Raw genomic sequence first — 13,876 nt, 5'->3', positions numbered from 1 at the left:
CCTTTCGCTTACAAGCCGGCCCAGGGCATGGGGTTTTCATTCATGCCAAGGTAAATGCTTTTCTGTTCCATATATTGAAGAATGCCCTGGCGCCCTTTTTCGCGGCCCAGGCCGCTATCGCGCCAGCCACCAAAGGGCGTGGCAATGGAAAACAGCTTGTAGGTGTTAATCCATACGTTGCCGGCCTTTACCGCACGGGCCAGATTCCAGGCTTTTTTGTAGTCTTTGGTCCAGATACCCGCGGCCAAAGCATACACGCTGTCATTCGCCTGTTCGATCAGGTCATCCATATTCTTGAACGGCATCGCCACCAATACCGGCCCGAAAATTTCTTCCTGGCAAATGGTGGCTGAATTCTTCAGCCCATCGATAATGGTGGGCAGGTAGTAACTGCCTTTGTCGTACAGATCGCCTTCAGGGCGTTTGCCGCCCGTTAATAAGCGGCCGCCTTCATCCAGACCTTTTTGAACATAGCGCTCGATGGAGGCACGGTGGCTTTCGCTGATAAGCGGTCCCATTTGTGTTTGTTCACTGGAAGGGTCGCCCACGCGTAATTGTTCAGCCCCCTTTACCAGGCGTTCCATAAACGTGTCGTAAAGCGACTCGGCCACAAAAAGGCGCGAACCGGCAATACACGACTCACCCGAAGAACTGAAAATGCCGTACAAAACACCGGAAACAGCGTGATCCAGGTCGGCGTCTTCCAGCACCATGGTGGGCGATTTGCCACCTAACTCCAGCGAGGCCGGCATGAATTTATCAGCCGCAATACCGGCGATATGACGCCCTACCGAGGTGCCGCCGGTAAAGGAAACGCGGCGTACCAACGGATGACGGGTGATAAGATCGCCAATCACCGAGCCTTTACCAGGCAGTACGCTAACCAAGCCTTTAGGCAAGCCGGCCTCTTCGCAGATGCGCGCCAGCTCCAACGCCAGTAACGGCGTGATTTCAGCGGGCTTAACAACCACGGCATTGCCCCCGGCCAATGCGGGCGCAATTTTCTGCGCTTCGCTGGCAATGGGTGAATTCCAGGGCGTAATGGCCGCCACCACGCCCATGGGCTCGTAAACACTTAAGGTTAAGTAGTCGCCGCGCGACGGCGTTAAGGTTTCTTCCAGGGTTTCGCAAGCCGAAGCAAAAAACTGAAATGTACCGGCCGCACTCGCTACCAGCGCACGCGTTTCACTAATGGGCTTGCCGTTATCCAACCGTTGCAGTTGCGCCAGATCTTCCGCTTCAGCGCGGATCCGCTCGGCAATGCGATACAGCACCGCAGCGCGTTCGTGCGGCTTTCGTTGCGGCCAGCCGCTTTGCTCAAACGCTTTCTGCGCGCCTTGAATAGCCTCTTCCACGTCTTCGGGTCCGGCCGCATTCAATGACGCCACGGCTTCGCCGGTGGCCGGATAGTACGTGGTGTACTCGGGCCCCTGCCCCAATCGCCATTTTCCGGCAATGCAAATTGGCAGTAATTCTTTGCTCATTACTTATCCTTTCATCCATTCATGCGCGCTCAATTCGCCCATGCCATTGAGCCTTGCGCTGAAACGTTTCAAACAGCCACAGGTTGAACACGGTTTTTAAGGGCACGCACCACGCTATACACCGTTAACGCAGACGTTTTCGGGTTGCTTGCCAACGGTTTGCCTTTCAAGGTCACGCCCATAAAGCCGAATGCGCCTTGCGCTTCGTAATAGTGAATATTTTCCGACACGGTTGGATCGGCATACAGCTTCACTTTGGTTTTATCCAGTCCGATCCCGGCTAACGATAAGGTAGCCGCCACATTCGCGTTCTTGGGAAACAAGCGCGCCGCATCGCGGGCGGATCCCTCAAAGAAAATCGCTTTCTCTTTCAGGTTATGCAAATCAAGCTTTTCTTCGGCAGGGGTGCCCAACCAACCCAAAGGCGGTTTGCGGCCAACATAAGTGACCTCATCCAGCCCGGCCACGCGTGCCGCCGCCAAAGCATCAATACCGCCAATGGCGCCCGACAGCAAATGCACCTGTGTATCGCCGGCCTGCGCGGCGGCTTCCAGTTGTTCGGGCAAACCCGGTGCCGATAGCGCGCCGATAGAGACCACCATGCAGGGAATCCCGGCCTTCAGGCCCGGCAGCACGTGCGTTTCAATGGCGCTATGACCGGCACACTCAACGATGAGATCAGGGCGGTTGTCATACGAAACATGATCGGATACCGTCACCGAAGCGGCATTGGGGCGTTGCGCCAACTCCTCTTTTATCGGCTGAACCAACTCGGCGGGCACCACGATTTGGTCAATTTCCAAACGGTTGTCGTCTGCAATCAAATCGAACACAGCGCGACCAATAGCACCGAAACCAACCAAAGCGATACGTTCTACTGTCATTTTCTACCTTCGATTACGAGTTCATTGTCATTGGTTCCGGCTGGTTCACCGGAGGCCCGGCAAATGCCGTCTTGAATTGACCGATGGACAGCATGTCGATCTCCACCATAAACGGGCCTTCTGTTGCAATAGCCGTTTGCAACACCTCACCAATGCTTTCCAGATTGCTGACCCGGGCGTGCGGAATGCTAAGCGACTCACACAATCCAGCATAATCGGGGGTATGCAAATCGACATAATGGCGCCGCCCGCCATATTGCGCATCTTGAATGTTTTTAATTACGCCATAGCCTTTATCGTTCATCAGAATAATGACCATGTTGGCTTTCTCTTGCACAGCCGTGGCCAATTCACCCAAATTCAGAATGAAACCGCCGTCACCGGCCAGGCAATACGTTTTCTTGCCCGTGTGAGCTTGCGCCGACCCAATTGCCGCGCCAATGCCCATGGCCAACCCCTGGCCAATGCCGCCGCCCAAGGCATGTACACCCGCTTTGGGGTCGAACAAATACAAATAACGGTTGCCCCAGGTGCTGTTGGACACCGTAACGTCGCGTACCCAATTGAAGTTCTGGCCGACGGCGGCTTGCAACGCCTCGACCAACGTGGAATACGGCCCCAAACCATCAACCAAACTGGCCACGGCAACGCTTTTGGCCGCTTGTAAATCGCTTTGGAACTGGGCGTCAACGCGCATTTTGCCCTCCAGACGATCGGCCAGGCCTTCCAGCACCAAACGCGAATCGCCATGTACGAAGGCGTCGGTTTCATAGCAACGCCCTTCACTGCCGGGATCGGCATCCACGCGATACAGCGGGCGTGGCAGTTTCAACTGATACTTCAGTGTTTCATTACCACGCAAGCGTGAACCGACCACCACCATGGCGTCGCAAGTTTGATAAAACGCCTCAATCGGCTTATGCAAATTAAAGGCCCCCAGCGATTGCGGATCGTTCTCGGGAACAATGCCGCGCCCCTGTGTACTGGTCACCACACAAAAACCCATCTTCATCAGGCGCTGAACTGCCTGGCCGGCATGACGCGCGCCGCCGCCCAGCCACAGCAAGGGACGCTTGGCCTGCAACAAACGCTCGGCCAAACGATCCAGTGAGGCTTCTGAGGGTTGATAAACCGGCACCTCCAGAGGACGAAGATCGGTGGGCATGCTAATTAGCGCGCCTTGAATGTCGATAGGAATTTCGACGCTTACCGGGCCGGTTGGTGCCGTCATGGCAATTTGTACCGCATGCTTGATGGTACTGAGCGCCGTTTCCGCGCTGCGCACCCGGAAAGCGGCCTTGGACACGGCCTCTAGCATAGTCAGTTGATCGGGCGCCTCGTGAATATACGAAAGGCCCTGGTCTAGATACTGGCTCTCGATTTGACCCGTAATATGCAACATCGGGGTACCCGCCGTTAAGGCTTCCACCATGGCACCCGCCGCATTGCCGGCAGCCGTACCCGTGCTGGTCAGGCAAACGCCCAACTCACCTGTGGTGCGGGCATACGAATCGGCCATATTGGTTCCACCGGCCTCGCCGCGTGCGGGAACAAATCGCACAACGCCACGCTCGCCGAATGCGTCGAGAATGGGCATATTGTGAATGGAGATGACACCGAATGCCGTTTTCACCCCGCATTCTTCAAGAAAGGCGGCTATCGCCGAGCCGACAGTTACTTCAACATTCTTTTTATGCATGGCGGGACACTCCTCCGGAAACGTCGATATGTGAGCCTGTTGTATAAGAGGACAACGGCGTCGCAAGAAAAACAATGGCGCGGGCGGCTTCTTCAGGCCGCCCTAATCGCCCTAGTTGAATATGTTTACGTTGTGCCAGCTCAAGAGACCATTGCTCCCAAGTCTGGCTTTTATCTTCGCGCGCCTCAAAGCGGCGGCGCCACTGGCCGGAATCGACCAGGCCCAGCAAGATACCGTTCACACGAATACCTTTGGGGGCAAACTCGGTAGCCAAAGACCGAACCAGGTTCATTACGCCGGCGCGCGCGGCTGAAGTTGCCACCATATGTGGTTCAGGCTGGGCCGCCAGCAATGAGTTAACGCACACAACAGCCGCCTCTTCCTGCGTTTCCAGATCGGGCAGAAACGTACGCGTTGGATGAATCACCGAGAAGAACTTCAAACGCAACTCTTCTTCCCAGGCCTGATCATCCGTATCGGCAAACGTCGACAAACGCCCTTGCCCAGCGTTATTGATCAACATCGTGGGCTTGCCCAATTGATCGCGTACAGCCTGCGCAAACGCGTGGACATCGTCCGGATTCAAAACATCGCATATTTGTGTCATGAAACGGCTCTGCGGAAAATCTTTACGCAGTTGAGCGACAACCGACTCAAGTCGCTCGGCACTGCGGCCGCAAAAGGCAACGTGGGCGCCTTGCTCCAGCAACAGCTTTACTGTTGCCAGACCAATACCGGAACTGCCGCCGGTAACCACCGCCACTTTTCCTTCCAGGTTAATCATTGATACCTCTTCATTCGTAAACTTTTACACGCTTAATGACGGGATGCGGCCACGTGATCGAGCAGGCTCGACAGATCGTCGGCCGCCTCACACGCGCTGCGCGCTAATTCAGTGATGTTTTCGGGAGTATGTTTATTCCCGGAAACTGTGATGCCTAAAGCGGCAACCACTTTCCCCGCCTGCCCGAAAACGGGTACAGCCAGGGTGGAAATATTCGGCTCAAAATAACCTTGATCAAACACGTAGTCCTGTGTCCGGTCGGTTTGAATCAGGCGATACAGTTGCGCAACCGTTGCCGGTGTTTTCGGTGTGGCCGCCTGCAATTGCTCTTCGGGATAAAGCTGTTGCAGCTTTTCGAATGACAGGTCACGCAATAAAACACGGCCGAACAAAGTGGCGTGTGCGGGTAAACGGGTTCCCAGGTGAACCGTATTTGCGTAGGGGGTTTGCACCACCGCCCGGGCAACATACACCACGGAACGACCGTCGCGCACCACCAGATTGCATGAACAACCGGTGATATCACGCAAGCGTTCAAGAATCGGACGCCCCAGTTCAGTAAGCTCTTTCGAGGCCAGGCATTCGAACCCCAAACGAAGCGCACCGGTACCCAAACGATAATCACGCCCGCTTTCATCGCGCTCAACCAGACCCAACTGCTCCAGTGTTGATAGCAAACGAAACACTGTAGAGCGGGGAATGGACAAGCGACGGGCAAGATCCGGCGCCGACAACACCGGCTCCCGGCGTGTAAAAGCGGTCAGAATACGCAAACCACGCTCCAACCCCGGGACCGTATAACGCTGAGCCGCCTCAAGGCGGCCGAATTCATTCATGTTCACGCAACACCTCGAACATTCGACATGGCCTGCTGAATTAAATCGGCGATCTGTTGCGGCTGTTCAATGTAACTGGCATGCCCCGCTTGTGAAATCAGCTCAAACGGCAAGCCCAAGCGCTTGGCAAATTCAGCCGATTGTTCGGGTGGCGTCACAATATCGGCATCACCGCAATAAACACGCGTGTTCTGAGGAAAATCATCGGCATAACGATAAATATCGTCGCCACAGAGCAGCTCGACCGCTTGTCTATATCCGCCTTCATTAAGCTTCATGGCGTTTGCAGTCACGGCTTGCCGATGAGCCTCTGAAGCTAACGCCGAAAGCAGTCGGTTCGGCAAGGCTTGGGCAATGCCCTGCACGCCTTTCTCGGCCATTGCCGCGAACCGGCCTGCTCGAACCTGATCGGCTTTATCAGTACCACCGTAACCCAGCGCCGGACTGATTAACAAAAACTGCTTAACACGAGGGTCGTGTTGTTTTGCCAAGCCCGACGCCATGAGCGCACCCAGTGAATGCCCCACTACCAGGCAGTGATCAACGCCCAACTCGTTTAACAAACATTGCAATTGGCAAGCATAATCAACCGCCTGCGGCTGAGCTTGCGCCAAGGGGGTGGAATGACCATAGCCGGGCGCATCCCAGGCGACAACCTGCATATCGTTCTGCAATAATCGGGCGCACTCCCGCCAGGAGTCGGCGCCCGAACTGATGCCATGCAAAAGTACAACCGTGTGAGGCCCCTGGCCACAGCGACGCAAACCGATATCGCCCTTCCCTGTTTTCACAATCTCGTAAGTGAAAAAAGGCTCGGAAGAAGTCGGAGTATCACTGTTGGGAAAAGCCTGGGTCACGGGTCGCTCCTTTGTTTTGTAGAGATCAGCGCTTGATTTTCGACAAAGGATGCTCGGGCGGATAGGTGGGGATAATGGGTTTTTTAGCGCCCAGCATCACACACATCAACGCATCTTCGTCACCGATATTGATTTCTTCGCGGTAAACGCCCGGTGGAACTGAAACGAGGTCGCGATCGGTCAGAATGGTTTCAAAGCGCTCACCATCTTTCTCAAGAATCAGCTTCATCTTGCCGCGAATAACGAAGAACACTTCTTCAACGTCGGTGTGCAAATGAGATGGGCCAATGTGCCCGGCCGGGATAACCATGGTTGAAAACGTGAAATTTTCCGATGGAACGGTATTCACGTCTTGCGCCACACCGGTACCACCGGTACCCACGTAACGCATTTGGGCCCGACGATACTTGGGGTCGTAATCAGCCTGGAACTTCAAGGCGTCCCAGTCGTATTTGCGCGTTGAATAACGCGCAATACGTGTTTGCATCCAATCTTCGAAACTGGCGCCTTCTGGGCGCTCCCAGGAAGGTTTCTCACTTACTGCTTGTTCGCTCATAGAACTCACCTTTATGGTTAATGCATGACAAAGCCGCCATTGACAGCCATGACTTGACCTGTCACAAACCGTGACAAGTCAGAAAGAAGAAAAGTAACCACACCACTGACATCGTCGGGGACTTGCTGACGCTGAATGGCCCGTTGCCCTTCATAAAGCTCATGACGATGCTTAGGGACATATTCGGTTGCTTCAACCAGCGTTAATCCCGGTGCCACGGCATTGACCGTAATATTGTCGACACCCATTTCGCGCGCCATCGACCGACTCATTGCGATAACGGCGCCTTTGCTGGCAACATAGGCCAGGAGGTTTTGCGCACCCCACAACGAGGTGTCTGACGCCAGATTGACAATACTGCCGCGCCCCGACACCTTCAGCGCAGGCCAGCAAGCACGGCTCATTAGCCACGTGCCCCGCACATTCACCGCCATGACCTTGTCCCAAACATCGATATCCAGCTCATTCAAAGCTTTACCACCGGAATTGGTAATGGCCGCGTTATTGACCAGGCCGTCGAGCCCACCCAGCCATTGCTCCGCCTGCGCCGCACAATCCGTAATCGACTCCGGATTACTTTGGTCGAACACCACACTATGTGCCTGAATGCCTTCAGCGCGTAAACCTTCCGCTGCAGCATGCAATTCATTCGCCAGAATATCGGCAATCACCACTGCCGCGCCGGCACGCCCTGCATGACGGGCGAACTCCAGGCCGAGCCCCCGGGCACCGCCGGTAACCAAAACCCGGCGGCCTTTCATTAAACCTTGTGCTGCGATAGAAACTTGATCGGGTTGCATCCTGGTTTCCATTAAGCTGTGGTGGTTGTGATTTTCGGGATGTAATGCAGGCAACGACGTTCAGCCCAAACAACGCCCGCGTAGGCCACGATCCCGATGATGGTCAGCCCGATAATAGCCACAAACACACCGGCCGTATTGCCTTGGCCTTCAGAGTCGACCAGCAGGAAACCCAAGCCTTGGTTGCCGCCCACCAGTTCACCCACGGTGACACCAATAACAGCCAGCGTGGAACCGATACGCAAACCCGAAAACAAAGCCGGCAAAGACGAGGGAAACTCGACCAGGCGGAAAATTTGCAGCCGCGTTGCGTTCAACGTTCGAACCAGATTCACCATGTCGGGGTCAACCGTACGAATGGCAGACAACACGTTGATCATGATGGGGAAGAACACAATCAGGATGCCCACCAGAATCTTCGGGTAAATGGTGTAACCCATCCACATGACGAACAAAGGGGCAAAAGCCACTTTCGGTGCAATTTGCAGTGCCAGGATGTAAGGCGACAACACCGATTCCGTGGTGGGCGACAAACCCAGTACGACGCCAACAAACAACCCAAGCAACGCACCCAGAAAAAACCCGATGACGACCTCAAGCGCGGTGATACCGAAATGCTCGAGCAAATTACCGGTATTCCACATTCTGATGCCCTCTTCAACGACCGAGGAAAACACCGGCCAGATATAGGCCGGTGTCTCCAGCCACACCGGGATCCACTCCCAGGCGGCCAGCACCAGAATCAAAACAGCCAGGCTGCACAATGCGGTAAAAGTTTGTTTAGACACACCAGGTCCTCCTGTAGAGTGCTTTTTCGGTTTGGGCTTATTGAGCTTTTGCGAACGGGACATCCCTACAGGTTGGTTAACGCTGACCGTGGATGACTCCAAACTCATTGACCGCCTCCAACGAATTGATTGGTGTACAGCTCGTCGAGCGGCGTTTCAGTATTCACAATACCTTCAGATACGTAGAACTTTTGTACGTTGGCCAGGCGCTCGGGATCCATTGTTCCGGGCACTTCCTGGTTTGCATAAACGTATTCGTTGTACAGGTCGAACACCTGACGCACCTGATCTTCTTTACCCTTAAACGCCGGGTTTGCTTCCACATAAGACGCAACGGCCTTATCGGTTTCGTTCATGATCAGCGTCATGCCTTTCAGCGTGGCACGGACCATTTTCTGAATGAGTTCAGGGTTGTTCTTGATTGCTTCATCAGAGGCCAGAATAGCCTGGGCCATACTGTTGAAACCCTCTTCGCGCGGCATAATATGAACTTTGGTTCCGGCAGCGCGAGCGCTCACAACCCAGTCGGGCACGCCTGCCATCACTTCCGACTTTCCGGATGCAAATAATTGCCATACACCAGCGGGCCCGGCTGCCTGAATATCGGCATCATCGCGCGACAATCCGGCTTTACGCATCGTACCCAACAAAGAGTAGTAAGTGGTGTCGGTATAGGCCATAACCGAAATCACTTTGCCTTTCAATTCGGCGGGCTTGTTTACCGGCTTATCGGCATGAGAGGCAACCAGCGTTAACGAGCCTGCGCCCAATACGGCTACAGACTTAACGGGCACACCGTTGGCGCGCACGATAATTGAAGTGTCACCAATGGCGCCACCGATAACGGCGTTGCCGGCACCCACTTGCTTGGCGACATCAACACCGCCTTTGCCGGTCACGAACTCAACTTCAAGCCCTTCGTCGGCGAAATAACCCTGATGCTGAGCGATCAGCCAAGGCGCAAAAGCGGGGAGCGTTTTAGGTGCAGGCAACAAATACGTTACCTTTTGCAGATCTTTACCTGCTTCAGCAGCCAACGCGGCGGTTGTGGAGAAAAGCGAACATGCGCCCAGCGCGGTAATGGCGAGTAGTTTTTTCATTATGTCCTCCGGATCGTAGTAAGTATCGGAATTTCAAAAAAGGAACAACGGGTACCACCTGATTGCTTAATGAGCCAATTCTTCTTTGCCAATTTTCAGCAGGTCCATTAAGCGCCCCTGCAAGGGCCCAACTTCTGGTAGCTTGCGCCGCTCGAGTGGATTCTCGCGCAGCGGAAGATCGATAACAATTTCCTCAATAATGGTGCCGGGCCGTTCGCTCATTACCAGCAGACGGTCAGACAGAGCAATGGCTTCGACCAGGTCGTGGGTGATGAACAGGGCTGTGCGCTCTTTCTCGTACAACATCTGAGCCAGATCTTGCTGAAGCACCATTTTGGTTTGGGCGTCGAGCGCCGAAAAGGGTTCGTCGAGCAACATAACGTGCGGATCGACGGCGAGCGTACGAGCCAGCGCAGCACGTTGACGCATCCCGCCAGACAGTTGATAAGGGTAATGCTTTTCAAACCCTTTAAGATGGCACTTATACAGAAGCTCGTGTGCGATCTTCATGCGTTCGGCTTTGCCGACACCGGCAATTTCAAGCCCTAACGCCACGTTATCTTCGATGGTGCGCCATTGCATCAGCAAATCTTTTTGCAACATGAAAGCCACTTCACGCACAGGCTTGGTCACCAGCTTGCCACCCACGTAGACCTCGCCTTCGGTAGGCTGATACAGGCCAGAGCCCATATTCAACAAAGTACTTTTGCCACAGCCTGAAGGCCCGATAAGCGAAACCACTTCCCCCTTTTTAATAGACAGGGAGACGTCGGTAACGGCGGTGATAGGTTTGGATGTCTGGCGATCAATGAACGACTTGGTGACATCACGGAATTCAATTTCGACCATGAGCGGTGCGCTCCTTAGCGATGTTTTATATATGAACTGATGTTTTGCTCTTTAAACAGACTTTATCTGCTTGACGGGTCTGAATATATTAGGGAAAACCCTTTGTATTAGCTGTAAATTGACATAAATCAACAATTCAGGCGATATTTATGTGCAAATATAAATAATAAAATTGCTTTTATTTCAATGTCTTATTGTTGTCCGATAAAATAAACCTAGGGTTTTTACTTATGGATCGTTATTTCCGCCACCCCTACACTAACCTTATGTAAAACGCTGTTTAATATATGGAACACGGCGTTGACATGGAATTCTATCGCAAACCATGTCAACGTATTACCCATACTACGGAGCCGGCATGGCGTCTGACACCACACTATTAACCGTATTTCTTAAACACGATCAGTCGCAGAACCTGGACACTATTCAAGGCAAGCTCAAAGCCGCCGAATGGTGGGATCGCTTTCCGCCCGACGGTGTTGAAATTGTTTCCTGGACGGTTGCCATGGGGTTTGGACAAATCGTCACGCTACGCGTTCCGCCACACTTACTTCCGGTTGTGAATGTCGAACTTGAACGTTCGGCGTGGGGCGTATTCACCACCGAATGTTTTCCCACTTATGACTTTATCCCTGTACGCGAACGAATCAAGGAACGCGTACGTAACGGAGGCCAATAATGCAAGACCGCTACCTCACCCCTTGTTATCTTGATCCCCATCAGGCTCGCAGTCATGAGCCAACCGCTTACGAAAACCTGTTGGGCGACAGTATTGAACGTGCTTTTGGTTCCGGTATTACCGAACTCGATGCACTCGTCACCTTTTTGAACGACCAAGGGCCCCAGCCACAAACGGCAGATAACTGGACAACAGATAATCTGGCTGAAGAGCTCAAGCGTCTCGCCAACGACTAACGAGATCAATAGGACATTCCATGAGTACAGCAACTGCAAACCGCGCAGAAACCGAAGCGCAAGTTGAGAAAATCCTGACCGATGGCCTGAAAGATTACTGGCACGCCATTTGTCCGTCGCATTTTGTTAAAGACACGCCGGTATCATTGCGCCGCCTGGGTCGCAAACTGGTGCTTTGGCGCGATGCCGACAACAAAGTACATTGTCTCGAAGATCATTGCCCCCATCGCGGCGCCCCACTTTCTTTCGGCATCCCGCTGGGTAATAAAATTGCCTGCGGCTACCATGGCGTCGAAGTCAGTTGCGACGGCACAGTCGTCTCTGTTCCCGGCAACCCCGGCTGTAAACTGGAAGGTTCGCGTCCCACACGTGCTTTTCATATACAGGAAAGCGCCGGTGCAATTTTCATGTATAACTCGTCTGAAAACGTCGACGAACCCCCTCCACTGGTATTGCCCGAGCAACTGACATCCGGCGAATATTCCGCCTTCCTGTGCTACACGGAATGGCGTGGCGGCTATCGCTACGTAATTGACAACGTCATGGACCCGATGCACGGCACGTATCTGCACAAGCAGTCGCACAGTATGTCGGTGGGCGCGCGTTCAGCCGAATTCCAACTGCGCGATACCGATACCGGCTTTATTTTCGAGAAGGCAGGCCAGCGTGACGTTAACTTCGACTGGTCGGAATGGGCCGACACCGGGCTAATCTGGCTGCGACTGGAAATCCCCTACCCCAAAACTGGTGGCCCTGGCGGCAATTTCGGCATTATCGGCTGCTACACCCCTATTTCGCCCGACATCACCGCGGTATTCCACTGGCGCGTTCGCAAAGTTGAAGGCTGGCAGCGCGACGCCTGGCGTTTCCTTTACAAAAATCGTTTGGAAGCACGTCATTGGACGGTTCTGGAGCAAGACCGCGTGGTGCTCGAGCAAATGGAATCGGACGCAAACCAACGCGAACACCTTTATCAACATGATGTCGGGGTCACCCGCGCACGCCGGCAACTACGCAAACTGGCGACCGATCAATTGAACCGGGGTGTTCTGTAGTGGCCATGGCGCCAAATCAGAACGGGAACGTGCGGCACATTAACGTGCCGTCTGTTCCTGAACCGCCCAACGCAACCTGGTCGAACTGTTTGGTTATCGGGCAGGAAGTGGTCATGTCGGGCGTCACCGCCAATCCGGCAGTGAACGACCAAGGCGAAACCTTGAGTACGCAAGCTCAGGGCACTCGTATTATGGAGCGCATCCGCGCCATGCTGCAGGCGGCCGGTGGCGATTTGCACAATATCTACAAACTGGTTGTTTATCTAACGAACGCAGAAGATAAAGCCCTTGTTTCCGAGTTGCGCAAACACTATTTCGCTGGTACTTTCCCGTGCTCCACGCTGGTTGAGGTAAGTGCATTTGCTTTTCCGGGTCTCAGTATTGAAATCGACGCATTTGCCCGGCTTGATATTGATTTAAGGCAAGCACAAACCCGTTAATGACTTACAGGGATAACTTCTACTGAATATGGCGGCTAAAGATACAGAAAAATATGCAGTGCCCGGACTTGAGCGCGGTCTACGCATACTCAGTGAATTTTCCCGCCAAACCCCTACGCTCACCGCGCCGGAACTGGCTCGCCGTCTCAGCGTGCCTCGTACAACCATTTTTCGGCTGCTGGTCACGCTGGAAAATCTGGGATTTGTTGAAAGACTGAACAACGGGCGCGATTACCAATTAGGCACAGCGGTGCTTCGGTTGGGCTTCGAGTATCTGGCGTCTTTATCCATTACTGAGCTTAGCCGACCTATTCTCGAGCGTCTGCGCGACGACACCGGCTACTCATCCAATTTAGTCATTCGAGACCGACGCGACATCGTTTATATCCAGAAGGTGGCTCCGGCATCGGTATTCAGCAGCTCGGTGCATATCGGTACGCGGCTTCCGGCACACGCAACCGTCTTGGGCCGGGTATTGCTCAGCCATCACAGCTTCGAACAATTGCAGACACTTTATCCGGAAGAGCGGCTTCAAGCGCATGGGCCTAACACGCCGGCCACCACACATGACCTTTACACTTTGCTTCAAAAAGACAAAGCCAGGGGCTATGTGATGGAAGAAGGTTTCTTCGAAACCAATATTTCAACAATTGCCGCACCCGTACACGACGAGTCTGGCGTAGTGGCTGCCGCACTGGGCTTAACTGTACCCAATTTGCGCATACCGGAAGTTGAACGCGAACAGCTTATTGAAAAGGTAAAAAATGCAGCGCGATCACTGTCGATTTCATTGAACTACAGCGGCGCATACGCTTGAATACACTTGGCA

At 53.7% G+C, this 13,876-nt stretch carries 16 protein-coding genes; 5 read left to right on the top strand and 11 right to left on the bottom strand.

Translation table 11 applies throughout. From position 1 onward, the window contains the following. Positions 1-8: 8 nt before the first annotated feature. The 11 genes from G9Q38_RS11200 to G9Q38_RS11150 form a co-directional block, all read right to left on the bottom strand. Positions 9-1,484 carry an aldehyde dehydrogenase gene (locus tag G9Q38_RS11200; RefSeq protein WP_166130984.1) on the bottom strand — a complete coding sequence of 492 codons (1,476 nt, stop codon included), beginning with the start codon at positions 1,482-1,484 and terminating at the stop codon, positions 9-11. Positions 1,485-1,552: 68 nt separating this feature from the next. After that, a complete protein-coding gene (locus G9Q38_RS11195; protein ID WP_114421695.1) occupies positions 1,553-2,368 on the bottom strand; it encodes an aspartate dehydrogenase in 816 nt (271 codons plus the stop codon). 13 nt (positions 2,369-2,381) lie between these two features. Then, positions 2,382-4,067 (bottom strand): thiamine pyrophosphate-binding protein, encoded by a 1,686-nt coding sequence (locus tag G9Q38_RS11190; RefSeq protein WP_114421694.1) that lies wholly within the window; start codon positions 4,065-4,067, stop codon positions 2,382-2,384. Continuing rightward, positions 4,060-4,851: an SDR family oxidoreductase gene (locus G9Q38_RS11185; protein ID WP_166130982.1), complete on the bottom strand. Its 792-nt coding sequence runs from the start codon at positions 4,849-4,851 to the stop codon at positions 4,060-4,062. The genes G9Q38_RS11190 and G9Q38_RS11185 overlap by 8 nt, the downstream gene beginning before the upstream one ends. Before the next feature lie 32 nt (positions 4,852-4,883). Next, the gene (locus G9Q38_RS11180; RefSeq protein ID WP_166130980.1) at positions 4,884-5,687 is read right to left on the bottom strand and encodes an IclR family transcriptional regulator; all 804 of its coding nucleotides are present in this window, start codon (positions 5,685-5,687) and stop codon (positions 4,884-4,886) included. Positions 5,688-5,689: 2 nt separating this feature from the next. Continuing rightward, positions 5,690-6,544, bottom strand: a complete 855-nt coding sequence (locus G9Q38_RS11175; RefSeq protein ID WP_158536718.1) for an alpha/beta fold hydrolase — start codon at positions 6,542-6,544, stop codon at positions 5,690-5,692. Positions 6,545-6,569: 25 nt separating this feature from the next. Continuing rightward, positions 6,570-7,100, bottom strand: a complete 531-nt coding sequence (locus tag G9Q38_RS11170; RefSeq protein ID WP_166130978.1) for a cupin domain-containing protein — start codon at positions 7,098-7,100, stop codon at positions 6,570-6,572. Between the two features lie 17 nt (positions 7,101-7,117). Next, a complete protein-coding gene (locus tag G9Q38_RS11165; RefSeq protein WP_166130976.1) occupies positions 7,118-7,900 on the bottom strand; it encodes an SDR family oxidoreductase in 783 nt (260 codons plus the stop codon). 11 nt (positions 7,901-7,911) lie between these two features. Then, the gene (locus tag G9Q38_RS11160) at positions 7,912-8,688 is read right to left on the bottom strand and encodes an ABC transporter permease (RefSeq protein ID WP_370523855.1); all 777 of its coding nucleotides are present in this window, start codon (positions 8,686-8,688) and stop codon (positions 7,912-7,914) included. Between the two features lie 104 nt (positions 8,689-8,792). Further along, positions 8,793-9,788: an ABC transporter substrate-binding protein gene (locus tag G9Q38_RS11155; RefSeq protein WP_114421688.1), complete on the bottom strand. Its 996-nt coding sequence runs from the start codon at positions 9,786-9,788 to the stop codon at positions 8,793-8,795. A gap of 66 nt (positions 9,789-9,854) precedes the next feature. Further along, positions 9,855-10,637: an ABC transporter ATP-binding protein gene (locus G9Q38_RS11150; RefSeq protein ID WP_114421687.1), complete on the bottom strand. Its 783-nt coding sequence runs from the start codon at positions 10,635-10,637 to the stop codon at positions 9,855-9,857. 358 nt (positions 10,638-10,995) lie between these two features. Here G9Q38_RS11150 and G9Q38_RS11145 point away from each other — a divergent pair, with 358 nt between their 5' ends. The 5 genes from G9Q38_RS11145 to G9Q38_RS11125 are packed head-to-tail and all read left to right on the top strand — an operon-like array spanning position 10,996 to position 13,864. Continuing rightward, positions 10,996-11,316: a hypothetical protein gene (locus G9Q38_RS11145; protein ID WP_119442645.1), complete on the top strand. Its 321-nt coding sequence runs from the start codon at positions 10,996-10,998 to the stop codon at positions 11,314-11,316. Then, positions 11,316-11,552, top strand: coding sequence for a recombinase-like helix-turn-helix domain-containing protein (locus G9Q38_RS11140; RefSeq protein ID WP_114421685.1), 237 nt, complete (start codon positions 11,316-11,318; stop codon positions 11,550-11,552). Before G9Q38_RS11145 ends, G9Q38_RS11140 begins: the two co-directional genes overlap by 1 nt. Before the next feature lie 20 nt (positions 11,553-11,572). After that, entirely contained in the window at positions 11,573-12,607 is a 1,035-nt protein-coding gene (locus tag G9Q38_RS11135; protein WP_166130974.1) for a Rieske 2Fe-2S domain-containing protein, read from the top strand. A gap of 5 nt (positions 12,608-12,612) precedes the next feature. Then, complete coding sequence (locus G9Q38_RS11130) at positions 12,613-13,047, top strand: RidA family protein (RefSeq protein WP_166130972.1); 435 nt, start codon at positions 12,613-12,615, stop codon at positions 13,045-13,047. Positions 13,048-13,075: 28 nt separating this feature from the next. Beyond that, positions 13,076-13,864 carry an IclR family transcriptional regulator gene (locus G9Q38_RS11125; protein ID WP_166130970.1) on the top strand — a complete coding sequence of 263 codons (789 nt, stop codon included), beginning with the start codon at positions 13,076-13,078 and terminating at the stop codon, positions 13,862-13,864. Positions 13,865-13,876 lie beyond the last annotated feature (12 nt).

Source organism: Pusillimonas sp. DMV24BSW_D (assembly GCF_011388195.1).
In the GTDB taxonomy this organism is placed as follows: domain Bacteria; phylum Pseudomonadota; class Gammaproteobacteria; order Burkholderiales; family Burkholderiaceae_B; genus Neopusillimonas; species Neopusillimonas aestuarii.
Note: the sequence above shows the minus strand (reverse complement) of the source record. Positions and strands in the feature narration are given on the sequence as shown.